Raw genomic sequence first — 19,513 nt, 5'->3', positions numbered from 1 at the left:
TAGAATTTTCTAGAAATATGCGAAATTCTAACGAAAAAAAGACAACTATGGTACCTCTTTTTCAAATGCTTCATAGATATGTAAAAGTTTTTCAATCTCTTTGACATCAAAAGCTTTTATGGCATTTTCAAGAGCTTCAAGATAACGTTTCAAGTCTTTGTCATTATAGCTCTCTGCTATCTCTCTAAGTACTGATGCAAAAGCTTTTATATCTTGCATATTATGACTTTTCACTGCCTGAGCTGCTAGTGGAGTTACCACGTTTAAGAGTTTTTTACAAAGTTTCTCACGCAAAAGAATCTCATGTAAATCTATCTTCTCTTGAGCTTCACTCTCAACAAGCTGATGTTTTAAAAAAGTTTTTATCACATCAAAGAGCTCTTCTTTATGAATGGGTTTACGCAAATATGCATCAAACAACTCTTTATCAACTTCTGTAAAATCCCCCTTGAGAACTGATGCGCTCAATGCAATGACAGGAATCTCTTTTTTTGCTTTTATGGCACGCGTTGCTTCATAACCATCCATTACCGGCATACGAATATCCATAATAATCAGGTCATACGCATTTTTTTCTGCCATCTGTAGTGCCTCAAGTCCATTTTTTGCACTATCAACAGCAAGGTTTGTATCTTGAAAATTATTAATAAGCAACTCTCTGTTATCATCAATATTATCAACAACCAGTACTCTTGCTTTTTCAAAAACTACTTTTTTTCTCTTCTTGCTTTTTCTCTCTTGAGGAAAAAATTTGTTCTGGAGTGATGCAATATCAATCCCAAAGAGTTTGATTATAAATTTTGATCCTATATGCTCTCTACTCTCTACACTAATTTTACCGCCCATCATTTCAGTCAATCTTTTTGAGATCGCAAGACCAAGTCCGGTCCCTCCATACTCTCTATTGTCCTGTCCGTCTTTTTGTTTAAAGGCCTGAAATATCTTCTCCAACTGATCTTTTGGAATGCCCACTCCACTATCTTTTACGATGATTTCCAAATCTACTTTCGATTTATATTCATCAATATTGGCTATCTTTACAATCAGATTGATATTTCCCTCGGAAGTGAACTTTACAGCATTGCCTATAAGATTAAAAATGACCTGTCTCAGCCGTGTCGCATCAAGCAAAAGACTTTGCGGTATTTTGTTGTCAATATCTATGTGTAATTCCAGACCTTTAGAGCTGATCGTCGGTTCAAAAATGGAGCCTACCTCATCGAAGAGCTCATAGATATTTGTCGGTACTTTTTGCAACTCCATCTTTCCTGCCTCTATCTTGGAGAGGTCTAAAATATCATTGATGAGCATCAGAAGTGTGTTACCTGCTGATTGAATCGTTTTTACATAGGATTTGAGTCGTTCCTCTTGAATCTGTTCGCTTAGCAGCTCAGTAAAACCAATAATTGCATTCATAGGTGTCCTGATCTCATGAGACATATTTGCCAAAAATTCTGACTTGGCTCTGTTTGCCTGTTCAGCAGCCTCTTTTGCCTTTTGCAACTCTTGTTCAGCTTTTTTACGCTCTTTAATCTCTCTTGAGAGTCTTGTGTTCCAATATAAAGCGGCAATTATCAGTATAATCAATAGTGTTGCAACTTGAAAGATCAAAGTATAGTCCTTTGCTTCATTCACAGTTACTGCAAGCCATCTGTTTGTTATATCTTGACGCTCTTGGTCTGTGATACTCTCTATCGCTTTATTGATAATGCCTAAAAGTATATGATTCTCTTTATGTACCAAAAATTTATGGTTAAATTTAAAATCTATCTTACCGGCGATATGTAGCTCATTTGGATAATATCTTCCGACATAATACATCGCTGTAGCCATATGCCCTAAAAATGCGTAGGCTTTCCCATCTTTTACGAGTTCAAGTGATTCTAAAATAGAGTTTGTAGGAATTATTTTGATATCTTTTTTATACTCTTTGAGGTAATTATAACTTGTAAAATATTTTGGTACTGTGATAACTTTGTCTTTTATGTCATCAATATTGTTGACAAAAGATTTCTCATTTTTTGTGACCAGTACAAAAGGAAAAGAGACAAATGTTTTTGATGTCAGTCCAAGGGAGTTTTCATAAGGGTTTTCTCCTACACCCGGAACCAAATCAATTTTGTTCTCTTTAAAGTTTTGAAGCACATCCGGCCAAGATTTTGATGGCTTATAAACAAACTGCAAACCTGTCTTTTTACTCAGCAGTGCCATATAATCGCCAAGCATACCACCCATATGATTGTTTTCTATGATGGAAAGAGGCTTCCAGTTTACTTCACTGTAACGCAAAGTTGGATGTCTTTCAATCCACTCTCGCTCCTCTTGCGTGAGTGTTTCAAGTCTTGTGTTTATTTTATTGAGCAGTGTTGCATCAAACCACTTATTAATGATTTGACGTTTTTCATTCTCTGTAATTGCATCGAGCGCTTTTTGCATGATAGAAAAAAGCAGAGGCTTCTCTTTATCGATGGCAACAGCTACTTTTGTTTGCATATGTGGAACTTTATTGACAACCTTCAGATTCGCTAGAAAGTTATGTTTAATGATATAGGTAGCAACTGCTATATTTCCAATATATGCATTGGCATTCCCTACAGAGACCTCTTCAAGTGCATCATTGTTCGAAGAGGTAAGCAGCAGTTTTATCTCCGGATGATTTTTACTTAACCACTCATGCAGATACGAACCCTCATTGACGGCAACGATTTTATCTTTTAGGTCAGCAAGTGTTTCAATATCATCTGTTTGCGTGAGAGTAATAATAACCAGAGGCATTGCTACATACGGTTTTGTAAAAAGAAGAAACTTCTCTCTGCTTGGTGTTTTTGCAGCACAGGCAAGACCATCAATCTTTTTTGAGCTCATGCGCTCCATAGTTTTGTACCATTTATCGGGAACTACCTCTATCTCAAGTCCGCTTTTTTGTGCGATAAGCTTTAAAAAATCTGCAGATATCCCTGTATGTTCTCCTGATGCATCCATAAAATCATAAGGTGCCCATGAATAGTCAGCTCCTAAAACAACCTTTGGATGCTCTTGTAAATAAGCTTTTTCCTGTGGAGTAAGTGCTAATTCTCCGGCAAAAAGCACAAATGGTAAAAAGAAAAAAATGAAAAAATAACGCATACTACACAATCTCTAAAAACTCATCAAGATGTTCTTGAAATATTGTAACAACAGTAGGATCAAATTGTTTACCGCTTTGCTCAATAATATAGGATGCAGACTTCTTTGCATCCCATGCTTTAGCATATACTCTGTCATGGTTCAAGGTATCAAAAACATCAGCAACAGCAACAATGCGCCCTAAGATATTGATATCTTCTCCTCGAAGCCCCTTCGGATAACCAGAACCATCCCAGCGTTCATGATGCTCAAGGGCTATGATATCTACTGCTTTCATAATTTTTCTTGAAGAGTTTCTTAAAAGTTCGTGCGCTTTTGTTGTATGTTTTTTGACAATCTCTAGCTCTTGTACCGAAAGTGGAGCTTCTTTTTGAAGTATCGCCTGAGGAACGGCTATTTTTCCAATGTCATGCATAGGCGCTGCATGATAAATAACCTCCTCATCGTCATCACTCAAACTCTGATGATAATGTGCAAGCAGTTTTGAGATCTCCGCTACACGACGAACATGTTCACTACTCTCATCTGAAACAGACTCCATCAGACCTGATAGTATATAGATCATCTCGATTTGATTTTTTTCAAGTTCAGTAAGTAGACGCTCCTCACTCAGTTTTACTTTCCTCTCTAAAGTAATATTGTGATACTTTAAAATCTCTTTTGCTGTATAGAGTTGCAGATGGTTTTTCACACGAGCTATAAGCTCTTCAGCCTGAAAAGGCTTTGTAATATAATCTACACCACCCACTCGAAAACCATGTGATATAGAGTCTATATCAACTTTTGCCGTTAAAAAAATAACGGGAATATCTTTGAGCTTCTCATGGCGCTTCATCATTTGGCACAGCTCAAAACCATCAATCCCCGGCATCATAATATCAAGCAGCACCAAATCAAATTCATTGTTTAAAAGCAGTTCATAGGCTGCTTCTCCTGAAGTAGCAAAAGAGAAGTCATAATTGTCTTCTTCTAAAATATTCATGGCTACCTGAATATTGTCAGCAACATCATCAACAATTAAAATCTGATATTTCAAATCCATCTTAACGGTCCTACTCTATGACATTTGTTTTTAGTATATCATATTTTCTACTTTAAAACCCTTTTAGTCCACTTTTATTCTTATTTGGTTACAATCTTTTTCATGAAAAAAACTCTTATAGCACACTCACCTGACGCCGATGATATCTTCATGTACTACGCCATTAAATTTGGCTGGGTAGGGATGAAAGATGTCACTTTTGACGATATCGCAAAAGATATTCAAACATTAAATGAAGATGCCCTTAACGGTATGTATGACATTGTTGCTATCAGTTTTGCGCTCTATCCGCACATCAAAGAGGAGTATGCACCTCTACGTACTGCTGTAAGTTTTGGGGAGGGTTACGGTCCAAAAGTCATCAAGAAAAAGGGGAGCAAACTCAAACGTAACTTTAAAGTAGCTCTCAGCGGTAAGCATACGACCAATGCGATGCTCTTTCGCATCGCCTACCCTGATGCACGCATAACATATATGAATTTTTTAGAGATTGAACAGGCAGTACTCGATGGTGCTGTTGATGCCGGTGTTTTAATCCATGAGTCGATTTTGACCTATAATGACGAGCTTGAAGTTGAGCGTGAGATGTGGGATATCTGGCAAGAACTCGCAGGAGAGGAATTACCACTTCCACTCGGTGGTATGGCAATTCGCCGCTCACTGCCGTTAAACAAAGCCATAGAGTATGAAAAAACACTTACTAAAGCTGTTCAGGTCGCACGTGATCATAAAGAGAGACTCTCAAAAATGTTAATCGAACGTGATTTGGTTCGCATTGATGCAGCAACACTTGACAAATATCTTGAGCTCTACGCTAATGATGAATCCATTACTCTAAGTCCCATCCAATACAAAGCAATAGATAAACTCTTTGAGATTGGCTTTGAACACGGTTTTTATGATACACTTGTAAAAATAGAAGATTATTTAATTCCAACAGAGTATCAGGAATTGAGGAATTCATAATGGAATCAAAACTCATAGAGCTGGGTGTAGAGACGTTTAAAATCGCTCTTTATTTGGCACTTCCAGGACTGCTTACCGGTATGCTTATCGGTCTTGCAGTCTCCATTTTTCAAGCAACAACACAGATAAATGAGATGACCCTCTCTTTCATTCCTAAAATTATCGGTGTTGTTATCGTTATCGTTTTAACAATGCCTTGGATGCTCAATGAGATGACAGATTTCTCTACGCATATTTTTGCTCTTATTCCTACATTTGTTGAGTAATGCAGACAAAATCTATTAATTTTTCCAAATACTCCTCTTTTAAAATAGGTGGAACGTTTGATGTAACACTTTTAGACAAACAGTCTCAAGCAGATGAAGTTCAAGACTACTATCTTATAGGGGCCTGTAATAATGTTCTCATCGGTGACAATCCACCCCCACTGATGATGCTTAGCAAAGATTTTGACTACATTACAGTACAAAACAATAGACTTATCATTGGTGCAGCCACACCTTCTGGAAAAATTGCCTCTTATTGCAAAAAAAACAATATCGCAAACTTTGAATTTCTCTCTCATCTTCCAGGGAAACTCGGTGGACTGGTTTATATGAACGCAGGGCTCAAAGAGTATGAAATCTTTAATCATCTCTTGAGTCTAAAACTTCTCTCTGGAACCTATAACAGAGATGCAATCAACTACGGCTATAGATTTACGAATATAAAAGAGCCGATTTTAGAGGCTACTTTTGAGCTCTCTTACGGTTTTGATGAAAAAAAAGTAGCCATGTTTAAAAAGATGCGTTCAAATCAACCATCAACACCAAGTGCAGGAAGCTGTTTTAAAAACCCTGAGGGAAATTATGCTGGCAGACTCATAGAAGCAGTGGGCTTAAAAGGAGTAATGCAAGGGGATATGTGTTTTAGTGAAAAACATGCAAACTTCTTAGTCAACAAAGCCAATGGAACCTATAAGGATGCTCTTTTTTTGATAAAAGAAGCACAACAAAGAGTTTATAAAGAGTTTGGCATACAATTAGAGTTAGAGATTGAGATACTCGACAGAGAGTATCTCAAAAATTTACATAATAATTAGAAACGAAGCATTAAACCAGCATAAACACCTGAATAATCTAAATCAACTTGTGTAGACCCATCATCGATTTTTACTTTTTGTGTTCTATAACCTACTTCTATACCAGGCTGAATAACATCAAAATCAAACGTATAATCTATTTTTGCACGGACATCATACATTGTATCTGTCCCATCTGTTATAGCTTTTACATCTGCCTCCAAACCAAGTCCAGTTGAAGGTATTTCAATTCTTCCCCTGACATAAACTAAAGGGATAACCGTTGTATCTGTTGTTGTATATCCTGAAAATCCCGTAACTGGACTTACAACAACATCACTTTCTATTACTTTAGCATCCAAGCCTAAATCAATCGTTGTCCAAAAAGTATTATCTAAAAGATTGTAGTATGGAATGATATCGTACTCTTTAATATCCATTGTAGTCGGTGCTGAACCTGGAATATTAATCCCATTAACTGACCCTGATGTAAGACCTTCATCGGAAATACTAACATACTCAAGTCTTATGTTAGGAATAATGAATATAGGATGCTTAATTAAAAGCCAAGCGTACGCTTCACTTGATTCTTTTTCTCTACTTGTATATGTACCATTTAAATGTAAAACACCACCGCTATCTGTTCTCTTTGCATATCCACTTGGCGTTTCTTTCCAAACACCTCCACCCATTTCAATGCGCATCATATCAGCACTTACAACTGTAGTCATTGCTGCAGCTAATGCTAATGTCGATAAGATTTTTTTCATATTCCACTCCATAAAGATATTAGAACATATTATATCAGACTATATTCGTTGGATTCTTAAATTATATGATTATGAGTAAAAAGAGGTATCTAGAGTTCAGGCTAGATACCTCAAAGAAGGAGAAATAAAATGAGACGATACTCATCTTACTTTCTTGCCACCAATGGCGGCAAGAAGTTCAATTAAGTCGGACACCTTAATTGTTGAAAACTTTAGTAATAGGAGAATAAATTACTTTTTAGCAGCTTCGATAGCAGCGTCGTATTGTGGCTCTTCAGTGATTTCTGGAACGATCTCTTTATAAGTTACGATTCCGTTTTCATCAATTACAAAGATAGCTCTTGCAGTAACACCAGCAAGAACAGAACCACCTAAAAGTACACCGTAAGCGTTAGCGAAATCTTTGTTTCTAAAGTCTGAAGCAACAGTTAATTTGTCGATTCCCTCAGCTGAACAGAATCTACCTGCAGCGAATGGAAGGTCCATAGAAACAACAGTAGTTTTTACACCCTCAAGCTCTGCAGCTTTAGCGTTGAAGTTACGAGTTTCAGTTGCACATACACCTGTATCTAAAGAAGGAACAACGATGATAAGTTGCTTTACACCTTGTGCGCCACCAACTTTAACATCGCCTAAACCATCTGAGTTTACAACTGTTACTTCTGGAGCTTTATCTCCAACATTTACTTCATTACCTAATAACTCTACGTCTGTACCTTTGAATTTAGTCGTTGCCATATTCAAATCCTTTTATTTTTTTTTCAACGCTAAACAAAGCGTTTTTGTTTTGATGTCAGAAGTATATTTTAAATCGGATAATATTTGTCTTATTTAAAAAAAGAGCAGATTTGTATAAGGTTCAATTAAGTTTTAAAGTTTGCTTTTTGGCGAGATGTCCAACGCTTCTAAGGATGAAAACATTCCTTCTTTATACATATCTACGGCAACTCTTCCTATCATAGCAGCATTATCCGAACAATATTGCAACTCACTGAGTAATAGTTTAGCACGATAGGGCTTTAAAAGCTCTTCTATTTGAGCGCGCAGGTAAAGATTGGCACTTGCTCCGCCAACTATGGCAAAAGTTTTTGGAGGATGCGATTTAAAATACTTTTTGAGCTTCATAATCAAATGCTTTGTAGCAATGTGTTCAAACGAAGCTGCTATATCTTTATACTTCTCTTTATCATCTCCTGCCTCTTCTACTGCTAAACGCACAGCATTTTTAAGACCTGAATAGGAAAAAGCGATTAAAGGAGATTGGTGTAATGGCACTGTAAAGCTATAAGCTTCTCTGTTACCATCTTTGGCCAACTCCTCTATAAGCGGTCCACCCGGATATCCCAGTCCCATCATTTTTGCTACTTTATCGAAGCTCTCACCAAAACTGTCATCCATAGATTTTGCGACAGTATCAATTTCACGCAGGCTTTTTACTTCCATCACCTGCGTATGTCCACCAGAAACTAAAAGCACAGTCAAAGGAAAAACTACCTCTTTCTCTATAAAAAGAGAGTAGATATGCCCGATAAGATGGTTCACGCCAATGATGGGAATACCCAAAGCGACAGAAACTGCCTTTGCCATCGTTACACCTTCAACAAGTGTTACTGCAAGTCCTGGTGATGATGTCACAGCAACGGCCTTGAGTCTGTCGAAATAAGGCTCACACTCTGCCAAAATCTTTGGCAGAGCCTCTGCATGAAGTCTGGCTGCCAGCTCTGGAACTACTCCACCATAGACAGAGTGTTCTATCTCTTGAGATATTTTTTTATGAAAAAGTAGTTTTTTGCTCTCTATCTCTGTAATAGCTATCGCCGAATCATCACAAGAGCTTTCAATACTGAGTATCACTGCATATCCCTCACAAAACTTCGTACTTCCCTATCAAGCAAAAACAGCTCGTCAATACTTTTGGGGGCTGTACAAAACTTTTCATACGCTTTAAGAATATTTTTACTGATATCCATAAAACCTATCTTTTTAATAATAAACTTCTCAATAGCTGCTTCATTGGCTGCATTGATTATCACTCCAAAATTCGGATTTTTTAATAAATCTTCTTTGATTTCCCAAATAGGATAGCGCTCTTTTTTTATTTTTCTGAATTCTAGACTGCCAACTTCCACAAGATCGATATGCGGTAGAATCACCGTATCCATCTTTGTATCAAGAGCATAGGCAATAGGAAGTTGCATACTTGCACCCGCAAAATGTGCTGTTGTAGAACCATCTTTAAAGTCTATCATTGCATGAAGCAGTGACTTGGTCTCAATAATAGCATCATATTCGCCTTCGCCAAAGAGCCACCTTGCCTCTAGGAGTTCAAACATTTTGTTGACCATAGTTGCAGAGTCAATCGTAATTTTTTGTCCCATCGACCAGTTTGGATGTTTTTGAGTATCGGCTAGTGTTGCATTTTCCAAGTCACCAAGGGGCCAGTCTCGAAATGCTCCACCACTTGCTGTTATTGTCATCTTTGTGACAGTTCGCTCCTGTAAGAGATACCAAAGTCCAAAATGCTCTGAGTCAATCGGCTGAATCTTTGATGTATCTATAAAAGAGCCTGCAGCGACTAAAGACTCTTTATTTGCAAGTGCTACACGTTTATTGCACTCTATTGCTTTGAGTGTTGGTCGTAATCCTAAAAAACCCACAAGTGCATTGACAACCAATTCACTTTTTGCAGCCTCAATGGTTTCTAGAATCGCCTCTTCTCCATACTTCACGCAAGAGTGATGAACAGATGATACATCCTCTTTATTTGCAACTACTACTACTTTAGGATTATGCTCTTGTATCTGTTTGTTAAGCAGGTCTATATTTCTGCCGCAAACAAGTACTTCAACATTGATACCAAATTTTTTTGCGATGACTAGGGTATTGACCCCGATGGAGCCGGTTGAGCCAAGAAGAACAAGTGAGGACAATTTAGACAAGTCCTCGAAGAAGCACTAACATAACAACACCGCCAAAAAGGTAACCGTCTACTCTATCCAGTACGCCGCCATGTCCAGGGAGTAGGTCTCCACTGTCTTTTACACCGGCTTGACGTTTGAGTAAGGATTCAAAGAGATCTCCAAATATAGAACTGATTGCCACAGCCAAAGAGATTAAAAAAGCAACTCCTAAATCTACAATAGAAAGACCAAAGAACATCCCTCCTGCAGTTGCAATGACAATACCTCCTACAACACCTTCCATCGTTTTGTTTGGACTTGTTTCACAAAAAGGTGTCTTTCCTATACTTTTGCCAACCGCATATGCACCAATATCTGTAAGTGCTACAACTGCTACAAGCCAAAGTAGTGCCATTACCCCATACTCTTCGTACATCGTAAACATAAAGAGCATACCGGCAGTCGGATAGATAAATGGGAAAAAATCCACCCATTTCAGCTCTTTGTTAAATGCAACAGCACCCGCATAAGCCACACCTGCTAACACAAAAAGGTCATCTCCATAAGGGTATATTCCTGCAACCAACCAAAGTCCAATAGCATATGGAAGCAGTCCATCTTTTTCTACCCCAAAAAGTTTTATGGCCTCTTTAAATGCCAAAATATAGATAGCACCAAAGAGAAGCCACATTAAAAAAAAGTTATCTATAAAACCAACAAGTAAAACACCTGCTAAAAGGGCTAAACCGGTAATAATTCTCTCTTTGTGTGCGCCAAACATACTCATAAAAATTCCTATTTTGTTAATTGTGTGATTATATCGTATCAGACTTTAATATCTAATAGATGCGTGGTTTCTTTGCTAACCTCTTCTTGTGTCTCTTCCTTGGAGTCAAAATGTTTGCGATCTTTTGTAGGGTTTTGGGACATCTCTTCGTCAGCTTCTTGACGTTGATGCTCACGGTCAGGATCAATTGCATGGTTCTCCTCTGTAGGACGCACCTCTTCTATCTCTTTTTGTTTTTCATTAGCAGCAGCTTGGGCAGCAATATTTTGTAGTTCAAAACGGGTATATTGCCCACCTTGCACAGGTGTGACTGCAGGTGTCATTTGATTTACTAAGATTGCACCACCAATAGGACCAACGGCCATCATATATCCTTTATTTTACTTTCGTAAAATTAAGGGAACCATCTACTATCTTTTTAACGATGCCAGAAGTAAATTCTGCCATCTACGATAACTCTGCGTTTCCCTTCCTTATTCTCTCGTATCTACCTCTATTGTTTTGTACTTATTATACAACACATTTGCACCATTTTGTATGGTGACCTCACGTCTTGGAGTATAATCGACCAAATACCTGTCTTTTGAAGTTGTTGTAAAATCAACACAAAGCCTTGCCGCTGTTGCTATGATATTTTGAGGAAGTTGCTGTTTGTCTGTATGAATGATTACGTGACAGGATGGCCTCTCTTTCATATGCAGCCAGATATCCCTTGCCTTGGCATTCTTTAAAAGCTCGATATTGCCTTTTTCATTTTTTCCAAGCTCTACTTTGTATCCTTCCACCCAAAAGGTCTCGATTGAGTCATTTGTTTTTACTTTTTTGCTTTGCTGGTGTTTTGGAAAGAGCAACTCAATTTTTGCCACATCCTTTGCCTCTTGTACCGTATGGATAAAACGTTTTGTATGTTCTATCTTTGAGCGAAGAGACTCCTCTTCAATATGCAAATGACGTGCACGCTGCTTTGCTTTTTTACTCTTCGTAAAGAACATCTCACTAATTGCAAAAGGTGTTACGTGAGGCTTATCAAGTCTTAGCTCTATCTCACTGCCATCGTAATCTTTCAGGAGTAGTTTTGTACTGTATGGTTTGATATTTTGTACATTGGATAGTATCAAATTACCATAGTGCTCAAACTGCTGTGCTTCGGCTTCAAGTTCCTCTTGAGAATCCAATCTATCATAGAGTTTCTGCAGTTTTTTAAGTTTTTTGTTCAGCAGTGCAATCTTTTGCTTCTTTAGAGACTCAAGTTTGCTATTTTGCTCTTTTTCATAGACTTCATATAAAAATGTTTCTACATCTTCTAAAGGGTACTCTTTAGCTACAAATGGTGCAGGCGGAACATCTAACAATTTCTGTCCTACACGTACCTCACGAAACGACGAAAAAAGATCAACATGACGCAACGCCTCTAAGACAATACCCTCTTCATCCAGAATAATTGCATTGGTATATTTTCCGGTAAATTCAAACTGTAAATAAGTCACTTCTTCTTTATAGGCCGATGCCAAAGAAGTTTTAAAACGAATAATTTTGTCACCATTTACAAGCGCAACATCCAAAATATTTGAGCGATTGAAACGTTTAGAGAGGATAACATCAAAAGGAGCATTATAGACCTTGGAGCGTGGATACTCACTACACTTGAATATAGAGGAGTTGGAGCGCTGCATATTAAAATAGAGTGTATCATCCTTGTCAAAGACAATTTTGACAATCGTATCACTTACTCTGTAAATGGCACTTATTTTTTTGAATTTTCGCAGATATTGTATGATTTGTTGCAGATGTGATAGTTTCATAAAAGTATTTTAACCTACTTTTTCATTTATATTTCAAAATTTAACATACTGTTTTTAAGAGTAGAAAGAAAAATACCCTTGTTTTTAATCAACTTCTCTACAAGTTCCTCTTTTTTCATTGGTTTTGCAAAAAGATATCCTTGATATATATCACAACCAAAACTCTCAAGTATCTCTTTTTGTTCCATATTCTCTACACCTTCTGCAACCACTTGAAGTCCAAGACTTTTAGCAATGATGATAATACTGTGAACGATCTGGCGTGTATCTTTCTCTTCTACAATATCGTCAATAAAGCTTTTATCGATCTTCAGTTCATCAATCGGGAGGTTTCGTAAAATGTTCATTGAAGAATAACCCGTACCAAAATCATCAAGAGAGATCTTCATCCCCTGTTTTTTAATATCTTCAAGTATTGCGATAACATGTTTTTTATCTTCAATAAAAACCGTTTCTGTAATCTCCAAAGAGATAAGTTCCGTTTTTATCTGAGATGCTGTAACTTTTCCAATGATACAACTTAAAAAATCATGTTGTGAAAACTGTTTCGCAGAGATATTAATAGAGAGGTGAAACTCTTTTTTTGCAGCCTGCTGTATCTCATAAACATCTTCAAGAACTTTTGAGATGATAAAGCGTCCTATATCTTTGATAAGACCTGTTATCTCCGCTATAGCTATAAATTCATCAGGAGGTACAAAGCCCAGAGTTTCATTGTTCCAGCGAACTAACGCTTCAACACCATAGATCTTCCCATCAATATAGACCTGTGGTTGATACACCATAGAGATTTCTCCTCTACTCAATGCCATTTTAAGCTCACGCTCCATCATTGCACTTCTTAAGTACTTCTCTTTGATGGCCTCATGGAAAATGACAAAACTGTTCTTCATCTCTTTTGCTTTATACATAGCAAGGTCAGCGTAGCGTTTCACCTCATCAAAATTCTTCCCGTCATACGGATATCTTGCTACTCCTATACTTGCTCCTAAAACAAACTTAAACTCATCAATGACAAATTCACCGGAAATTGCATGCAGTATCCCTTTTGCACATACTCCTATACTATCATCACTCATAAACTCCGTTATTAAAATAAACTCATCACCGCTATAACGGATGATATCACGGTGCTCCTCTTTTTTTGCAAGCGACATAAGCCTTGCTGCGATAATCTGTAAAACTTTATCTCCATACTCATGTCCAAAACTGTCATTGATACTTTTAAATCCATCCAAATCAATAAAAAATAGCGTATATTTCGATTTAAAGTTTTTTATCTTCTCTTCAATATAGTAACGATTATACAAAGAAGTTAAGGAATCACGAATGGCCTGTTCTTTCAATGTACGCTGTTTTTGCATCTCATTTCTATCAATCACACCGATAAGATAGTAGATGATAAACAGGATAAGGATATATATTGCTAAAAGAATGAGTTCTTGATTCAGATACTCAGCCCTTATAATAGTCAATGGTGTTGTAACAACTATCCACTCTTTGTATCGTTTTATATATTTATAACTACTGTATGATAGTTTGCCTGTAATGTAAGAAGTACAGGTTACACTTATTACTGCTTCTGAATTTTTCAGTTCTCTTAATGGCTTAGCATAGACTTGTTCCATTATTTGAAAGATATCGGCTAATGCTCTCTTGCCAACTGGTTTTCTATATAGATATTCTTCAAAATCATAAAACTGCAAGTAGTTGTCTTTATCACGTAAAATAAATATTTTATTAGCCCCAAGCAGTGAATGGATAAACTGATTTTTCTTACTTAAAGAGATACCGCTGGCAATAACGGCAACAACATCCCCTTTTTTATCATAAAGGGCTTTACGAATTGGGATAACAAGACTCTTGAGTGCCTCAAGATAATATGTCCTCCCAACGACCATCCTGTCACTCTCTAAAGCATCTAAAAAACCTTCCCGTGTCTTTTTTGTTTGTAGAAGGTTGGGTATCTTTTTTACATCAATATTACTCGTTGCCAAATAAGGAGTCCCGTCCGGTTTAAAAAGGCCGACCCCGGCCAGTGTTGGATTCAGTAAAAGCATTTGATCCAGCATCTTTTTTTCTTGCTGCGGGGTAAGATTATGATTTAAAATATTTTTTCCGACAATATCAAGAATCGTCTCATACTGAGAAAAAAGATTTTCAATATAGTAAGCAGTAGAGATAGCATATGTCTCTTGACGATCTTTATAAGCAGATATTTTTTGGTTCCACAGAGCATAACTGATAATAAAAAAGAAAATAAGCGATAGAACAACAATTGTATAATACAATTTCCAAATATCTCTTTTAAATATTTTCATTTCCACTCTTTTATATAATTGTTCATTATATACAATAATAGAGCAATAACATTTACAAAACCTTTAAACAAACTTATTTACTTTTCTGTTATAATTCCAAAAAAGTTACCACAAAGAGAAAAAAAGTGCATATACCTAAAGGTTTTGGAAAAAACTACTTTACACTAGCAGCCATACAAGCCTACATCTCATTAAAGAAAATTGTAGCACTCTCTAGTGCCGTATGCACACTTGACGGCAAACCTCTCAAGATAAAGATCAACTCTCCGCCTACAGCTTAAATATTTTCAACCATAACAACAAACAAAATAAAAATATTTAAGGATATCTATGCAAAAAAAACTACAACTTTCACTTATTACTGTTGCTCTTGTGAGCTCACTTCAAGCTGAGAATCAATATACACTTCAAAATATTGAAGTCACATCATCACAAGGAACATCTATTAATAAAAAGGATATTACAGATGATGTTATTGTTATAACAAAAGAAGAGATTGAAGAGTCTCGTGTTACAACACTCAATGAAGCACTCAATAAGCTTGCGAATATGGCAATGACACAAAACGGTGGTCCTGGTACATCTTCTTCTATCTATGTACGAGGAATGAGCTCAAAAAGAATCTTAGTTCTCGTTGATGGTGTCCGTTACAACAACCCAACAGCCATCGGAGCAGCAGCAGAATTTTCTCAAATTATGCTCAATAATGTAGAACAGATTGAGATCATCAAAGGAGCACAATCCGGTGTTTGGGGAAGTGATGCAAGTGGTGGGATTATCAACATAACCACATCTAACGCCAAACAAGGTTATCATGCAAGTTTAAATCTTGAATATGGTACATATAACACACTTCAAACATCATTAGCAGCATCATATGCTACAAAACAATATGATATGCTTGTCTCAGGAACATACTTTGATAATGATGGTTTTTCAGCTGCAGGACCAAAACAATCAGAAGCTGATTATGGAAAAAGATATGATGATTTAGGGTTGGAAAAAGATAGCTATGAAAATAAAACCCTCAATACAAAATTTGGCTATAACTTTACGGACAGTGACAGAGTTGAAGCTAATATTCAAGCGATAAACAGCTTTGTACATTATGATAATGGAGCAGGTACCGCAAATGATTCAACGATTCCAAATACATACCTACAAAACCGTTTCTATTCACTGGCACTTAAGCATCAAGACTCTCTTAATGATATAACACTACAGTATAATCTTTCTACTTTTGATAGAGAAACAGTTTCTCAATGGGGAAATTATTACTATAAAGGTTCTGTTAACGAAGTAAAAGTTGTTGATAAAATTGACTATATGGCAGATAGTTTTTTAAGAGTCGGTGCTTCTTATCAAAAGTTTGAGCAGACAGACATTACACCAAATATAGATAAAAGCTATAATGCAATCTCTGCTTATGCAACAAACTACAATAAAATCCAGATTTTAGCTGACAACAACACAATCATTACAGAATCTGTTCGTTATGATAACTATAACTCCTTTGAAAATGCATTGACAGGGAAATTTGGAATCAAACAATTTATTAAAGATGATCTCTATTTAAGTGCAAATATCGGTACAGGATACAATGCTCCGACACTCGGACAACTTTTTGGACAATGGGGAGCGAATCCAAATTTAAAACCTGAAAAATCTTTAACAGGTGATGTAAGCTTTGGAAATGACACACTGTGGATTACATACTTTCATAATGAGATTAAAGATTTAATTGATTATGACTGGACACTTGGATATATCCAAACAACAGGAAAGTCTACATTCAAAGGGGTAGAAATTGGTTATGAGGATTACTATTTAGATACTTTAGGTCTAAAAGCACTCTATACTTACCTTGAAGCAAAAGACAGTGATGGAAAAGCACTAGCACGTCGTCCACAAGCACAGGTTGACGTTCGTGCGACATACTATGCAACAAATAGTTTAGACTTTGGACTCAATGCACAATATATCGGTAAAAGATATGACAGTGCAGACAATCAAGGAGCACAAACAGGAAAATATACAGTCATTGATTTTGTGACAAATGTTAAAGCAAATAAATATGTTACATTTTATGCTAAAATCAATAACTTGACTGACAAATACTACCAAACTGTAGATGGTTATGAAACAGCAGGTAGAAGTCTCTACGTAGGGCTTAACGCGAAATATTAAAAAGGCAAAAAGTGAGTATAAAAACCTTTCTCCTTATCTTTATCTTTGTACTCACTGCCACGGCAAAAGAGAGAATTATCTCTCTGAGCCCATCCATTACAGAGATCATCTACGCTCTTGGTGCAGGTGATGAGCTTGTTGCTACATCATCCTATTCACTCTATCCAAAAGCAGCGCAGAAACTCCCTGTTATAGGTGGCTATACCCATCCAAATATTGAAAAAATAATCTCTCACTCCCCTACTTTGGTTGTAGGACAGAGCTTTAATACACAAACTTTAGAAAAACTCAAATATTTTCATATAAAGAGACTCAAACTCAAGCTAAAAACCCTACAGGATATAAAAAACTCTATTGCCCTTTTAGGTAAAACAATTTCAAAAACAAAAGAGGCTAACAAACTTCTAACAGATATAACACGTGCTATCAAAAATATAAAAAAAACAAAAAAACCACACTCCGTACTCATTGTCTATGGGCTTAAAGAGGATCTGCGCAGTGGTATCTATGTGGCCGGGGATGATATCTTCTTTAATGATATCATCAAGCTTACAGGCAACACAAATGCCTACAAAGATGACACCATCTCGCAACCAGTACTGAATTATGAAAATATCATTGCTCTGAACCCTGATCAGATCATCATTCTGCACTCTCACGCAACCGAAGCAAATGTCAATGTCAAACGTGCGCTTGCCAACTGGTATGCACTCCCGACAAATGCAGCAAAAAATGGCATGATCTCTATAGTAGATGAAGATTATCTTCACATCCCATCCCAAAGAGTAGCCTTTACCATTGAGCGGCTCTCACGTGAGATGCATAATGATTAAATTGCAAAACCTTTACTGTTTTTATGAAGAGCAGATAATTTTAGAAAATATCACACAGGAATTTCCAAAACATCTCAGTATATTGGGTCCAAACGGTTCTGGCAAGAGTACGCTTGCAAAAGCGATCTGTGCACTGACCCCTCATCACGGAGAAATTTCACTTGATGGTACAAATATCGGGAGCTACACTGCAAAAGAGCGTGCAAAAAAAATCGCCTACATCCCTACAAAACTCGAGTTTTATGATGAGTTTTTAACAGTTGAAGAGTTTGTTCTGCTTGGAAGATTTGCCCATAAGAAGAGCTTTTTTGACTACTCTGACAAAGACAGGAGTCTTGCAAAACAGTATATGGGACTTTTACATATTGCACACCTTTCCCATCAGACACTCAGTTCGCTTAGTTCCGGTGAAACTGCTCTTGTATTGATTGCTCAAGCACTTACTCAGGAGAGCCAGATCATTATCTTTGATGAGCCAACAGCAAACCTTGACCCAAAAAATGCAAAAATCATCGCCAGACACATCAAACAGTTACAACAAACACACCAAACAGTTTTAATAACACATGATATTCATCTGGCTCATTTTATGAACAATCCTGTACTTTTTTTAAAAAATCAAAATGCCCACTATTTTGAAACAGACTTCTTCACTGATGAAAACCTCAGCAAACTCTATGATGTAAGCATAAAATCTCTGGCGGTGCAGTATGATTAGAGCTCTGATCTGGTTCGCACTTCTTTCTATACTCATAGTCTCTCCCTTTCTTGGTGCGGTCGATTTACATTTTTGGGATCTTGTTCACACAGAGTCACTCAGTGCGCAGATCTTTTATGATTTACGACTTCCTCGAGTACTTTTTAGCTTTTTTGCCGGAAGTATCTTAGCCCTGAGTGGTCTGCTTTTTCAAACGCTCTTTCGGAACCCATTGATGACTCCTTATACTCTTGGAGTTTCAAGTGGGGCAACACTTGGAGCGGGAATTGCCATTAAATTAGGGCTTAGTACTGTTTTGTTTGGCATCGGGGCTGTAAGCCTTTTTGGATTTTTTGGAGCTATATTGACAATATTTTTACTGCTTTACCTTTCACAGTTTTTACGAGGCTCGCAGCAGAGCTCACTTCTGCTTTTGGGTATTGCCCTTTCACTTTTTTACACCTCGGCATTGATGCTTGTTTTTTATCTTGGTAACACCATTCAAAACGATATGCTGATTCGTTTTACGATGGGCTCTCTTTCTATCATTGGCTGGAATAACCCTCTTCTTTTAGGTATTATCGCTCTTTTACTAACGCTTACTATCTATGCTTATCGTTTTGAACTGCAACTTCTCGGTGTCTCCCAAGAGGGTGCAAAGCTCAAAGGGGTAGAGAGTAAAAAAGTCACACTTTGGCTTCTGCTTATCGCCTCTTTGGCTATCGGTCTGCTTGTGAGTATCTCTGGGCCTATCGGTTTTATCGGACTTATTGTCCCTCATATCGTTACAAAACTTTACCCACTTACGGTAGAGAAACGCATCATAAAAACAGCCCTTTTTGGTGGGTTTTTTCTTGTACTGTGTGATACTATTACACGTGCACTGCCAACACAAAGTGAGCTGCCTATTGGCATCATCACAGCACTCATTGGTGGACCGTTTTTTATCTATCTTATTATCTCACGAGTACGGTAAAATTATTAACTAAAATTATGTAATAATTGAAAAAACAAAAAGGTTT

18 protein-coding genes are annotated in these 19,513 nt (G+C 37.0%); 8 read left to right on the top strand and 10 right to left on the bottom strand.

Features of this window, described 5'->3' with window-relative positions:
* Positions 1 to 45: 45 nt before the first annotated feature.
* Together ES948_RS01755 and ES948_RS01750 are read right to left on the bottom strand one after the other, a co-directional pair.
* The gene (locus tag ES948_RS01755) at positions 46 to 3,126 is read right to left on the bottom strand and encodes a transporter substrate-binding domain-containing protein (RefSeq protein WP_152183206.1); all 3,081 of its coding nucleotides are present in this window, start codon (positions 3,124 to 3,126) and stop codon (positions 46 to 48) included.
* A 1-nt stretch (position 3,127) separates the two neighbouring features.
* Positions 3,128 to 4,168 (bottom strand): HD domain-containing phosphohydrolase, encoded by a 1,041-nt coding sequence (locus ES948_RS01750; protein WP_152183205.1) that lies wholly within the window; start codon positions 4,166 to 4,168, stop codon positions 3,128 to 3,130.
* 102 nt (positions 4,169 to 4,270) lie between these two features.
* On the opposite strand from ES948_RS01750, the gene ES948_RS01745 reads away from it, so the two are divergent.
* Genes ES948_RS01745 through ES948_RS01735 form a run of 3 tightly spaced genes read left to right on the top strand, consistent with a single transcriptional unit; the run spans position 4,271 to position 6,215 of the window.
* Positions 4,271 to 5,134 carry a menaquinone biosynthesis family protein gene (locus ES948_RS01745; RefSeq protein ID WP_188109421.1) on the top strand — a complete coding sequence of 288 codons (864 nt, stop codon included), beginning with the start codon at positions 4,271 to 4,273 and terminating at the stop codon, positions 5,132 to 5,134.
* Positions 5,134 to 5,400 (top strand): flagellar biosynthesis protein FliQ, encoded by a 267-nt coding sequence (gene fliQ, locus ES948_RS01740; protein ID WP_152183203.1) that lies wholly within the window; start codon positions 5,134 to 5,136, stop codon positions 5,398 to 5,400. The genes ES948_RS01745 and fliQ overlap by 1 nt, the downstream gene beginning before the upstream one ends.
* Positions 5,400 to 6,215: a UDP-N-acetylmuramate dehydrogenase gene (locus tag ES948_RS01735; RefSeq protein ID WP_152183202.1), complete on the top strand. Its 816-nt coding sequence runs from the start codon at positions 5,400 to 5,402 to the stop codon at positions 6,213 to 6,215. Before fliQ ends, ES948_RS01735 begins: the two co-directional genes overlap by 1 nt.
* Here the strand turns inward: ES948_RS01735 and ES948_RS01730 are convergent.
* From ES948_RS01730 to ES948_RS01695, 8 genes are all read right to left on the bottom strand, one after another.
* On the bottom strand, positions 6,212 to 6,976 hold the full coding sequence (locus ES948_RS01730; RefSeq protein WP_246153797.1) for a TIGR04219 family outer membrane beta-barrel protein: 765 nt from the start codon (positions 6,974 to 6,976) through the stop codon (positions 6,212 to 6,214). The genes ES948_RS01735 and ES948_RS01730 overlap by 4 nt on opposite strands.
* 219 nt (positions 6,977 to 7,195) lie before the next feature.
* On the bottom strand, positions 7,196 to 7,702 hold the full coding sequence (tpx, locus tag ES948_RS01725) for a thiol peroxidase (protein ID WP_152183201.1): 507 nt from the start codon (positions 7,700 to 7,702) through the stop codon (positions 7,196 to 7,198).
* Between the two features lie 132 nt (positions 7,703 to 7,834).
* Entirely contained in the window at positions 7,835 to 8,818 is a 984-nt protein-coding gene (tsaD, locus tag ES948_RS01720) for a tRNA (adenosine(37)-N6)-threonylcarbamoyltransferase complex transferase subunit TsaD (protein WP_152183200.1), read from the bottom strand.
* Positions 8,815 to 9,894: a 1-deoxy-D-xylulose-5-phosphate reductoisomerase gene (gene dxr / locus ES948_RS01715; protein ID WP_152183199.1), complete on the bottom strand. Its 1,080-nt coding sequence runs from the start codon at positions 9,892 to 9,894 to the stop codon at positions 8,815 to 8,817. Before dxr ends, tsaD begins: the two co-directional genes overlap by 4 nt.
* 1 nt (position 9,895) lies before the next feature.
* A complete protein-coding gene (locus ES948_RS01710; protein WP_152183198.1) occupies positions 9,896 to 10,651 on the bottom strand; it encodes a phosphatidate cytidylyltransferase in 756 nt (251 codons plus the stop codon).
* A gap of 38 nt (positions 10,652 to 10,689) precedes the next feature.
* Positions 10,690 to 11,019: a hypothetical protein gene (locus ES948_RS01705; protein ID WP_246153796.1), complete on the bottom strand. Its 330-nt coding sequence runs from the start codon at positions 11,017 to 11,019 to the stop codon at positions 10,690 to 10,692.
* Positions 11,020 to 11,124: 105 nt separating this feature from the next.
* On the bottom strand, positions 11,125 to 12,453 hold the full coding sequence (locus ES948_RS01700) for an NFACT family protein (protein ID WP_152183197.1): 1,329 nt from the start codon (positions 12,451 to 12,453) through the stop codon (positions 11,125 to 11,127).
* Positions 12,454 to 12,479: 26 nt separating this feature from the next.
* Positions 12,480 to 14,774, bottom strand: a complete 2,295-nt coding sequence (locus ES948_RS01695) for a bifunctional diguanylate cyclase/phosphodiesterase (RefSeq protein ID WP_152183196.1) — start codon at positions 14,772 to 14,774, stop codon at positions 12,480 to 12,482.
* 125 nt (positions 14,775 to 14,899) lie between these two features.
* Between ES948_RS01695 and ES948_RS10815 the strand changes: the two genes are divergently transcribed.
* Genes ES948_RS10815 through ES948_RS01675 form a run of 5 tightly spaced genes read left to right on the top strand, consistent with a single transcriptional unit; the run spans position 14,900 to position 19,467 of the window.
* Complete coding sequence (locus ES948_RS10815) at positions 14,900 to 15,055, top strand: hypothetical protein (protein WP_188109420.1); 156 nt, start codon at positions 14,900 to 14,902, stop codon at positions 15,053 to 15,055.
* Between the two features lie 49 nt (positions 15,056 to 15,104).
* A complete protein-coding gene (locus tag ES948_RS01690) occupies positions 15,105 to 16,961 on the top strand; it encodes a TonB-dependent receptor plug domain-containing protein (RefSeq protein ID WP_152183195.1) in 1,857 nt (618 codons plus the stop codon).
* Between the two features lie 11 nt (positions 16,962 to 16,972).
* Positions 16,973 to 17,794, top strand: a complete 822-nt coding sequence (locus ES948_RS01685) for an ABC transporter substrate-binding protein (protein ID WP_152183194.1) — start codon at positions 16,973 to 16,975, stop codon at positions 17,792 to 17,794.
* Positions 17,787 to 18,512 (top strand): ABC transporter ATP-binding protein, encoded by a 726-nt coding sequence (locus ES948_RS01680; protein WP_152183193.1) that lies wholly within the window; start codon positions 17,787 to 17,789, stop codon positions 18,510 to 18,512. The genes ES948_RS01685 and ES948_RS01680 overlap by 8 nt, the downstream gene beginning before the upstream one ends.
* Positions 18,505 to 19,467 (top strand): FecCD family ABC transporter permease, encoded by a 963-nt coding sequence (locus ES948_RS01675; protein WP_152183192.1) that lies wholly within the window; start codon positions 18,505 to 18,507, stop codon positions 19,465 to 19,467. The genes ES948_RS01680 and ES948_RS01675 overlap by 8 nt, the downstream gene beginning before the upstream one ends.
* Positions 19,468 to 19,513: the final 46 nt, after the last annotated feature.

The sequence above is a fragment of the Sulfurimonas indica genome, from assembly GCF_009192995.1.
GTDB lineage: Bacteria > Campylobacterota > Campylobacteria > Campylobacterales > Sulfurimonadaceae > Sulfurimonas > Sulfurimonas indica.
The sequence above is the reverse complement of the archived record's forward strand: the minus strand, read 5'-3'. Positions and strand labels throughout refer to the sequence as shown.

Excerpts from the sequence above, each read along its gene's own strand:
- ES948_RS01705 (WP_246153796.1), bottom strand. The coding sequence starts at position 11,019 with ATGATGGCCGTTGGTCCTATTGGTGGTGCAATCTTAGTAAATCAAATG.
- ES948_RS01735 (WP_152183202.1), top strand. The coding sequence starts at position 5,400 with ATGCAGACAAAATCTATTAATTTTTCCAAATACTCCTCTTTTAAAATA.
- ES948_RS01680 (WP_152183193.1), top strand. The coding sequence starts at position 17,787 with ATGATTAAATTGCAAAACCTTTACTGTTTTTATGAAGAGCAGATAATT.
- tpx (WP_152183201.1), bottom strand. The coding sequence starts at position 7,702 with ATGGCAACGACTAAATTCAAAGGTACAGACGTAGAGTTATTAGGTAAT.
- ES948_RS01700 (WP_152183197.1), bottom strand. The coding sequence starts at position 12,453 with ATGAAACTATCACATCTGCAACAAATCATACAATATCTGCGAAAATTC.
- ES948_RS01730 (WP_246153797.1), bottom strand. The coding sequence starts at position 6,976 with ATGGAGTGGAATATGAAAAAAATCTTATCGACATTAGCATTAGCTGCA.
- ES948_RS01695 (WP_152183196.1), bottom strand. The coding sequence starts at position 14,774 with ATGAAAATATTTAAAAGAGATATTTGGAAATTGTATTATACAATTGTT.
- ES948_RS01750 (WP_152183205.1), bottom strand. The coding sequence starts at position 4,168 with ATGGATTTGAAATATCAGATTTTAATTGTTGATGATGTTGCTGACAAT.
- ES948_RS01755 (WP_152183206.1), bottom strand. The coding sequence starts at position 3,126 with ATGCGTTATTTTTTCATTTTTTTCTTTTTACCATTTGTGCTTTTTGCC.
- ES948_RS01745 (WP_188109421.1), top strand. The coding sequence starts at position 4,271 with ATGAAAAAAACTCTTATAGCACACTCACCTGACGCCGATGATATCTTC.
- ES948_RS01710 (WP_152183198.1), bottom strand. The coding sequence starts at position 10,651 with ATGAGTATGTTTGGCGCACACAAAGAGAGAATTATTACCGGTTTAGCC.
- ES948_RS01690 (WP_152183195.1), top strand. The coding sequence starts at position 15,105 with ATGCAAAAAAAACTACAACTTTCACTTATTACTGTTGCTCTTGTGAGC.
- ES948_RS01675 (WP_152183192.1), top strand. The coding sequence starts at position 18,505 with ATGATTAGAGCTCTGATCTGGTTCGCACTTCTTTCTATACTCATAGTC.
- fliQ (WP_152183203.1), top strand. The coding sequence starts at position 5,134 with ATGGAATCAAAACTCATAGAGCTGGGTGTAGAGACGTTTAAAATCGCT.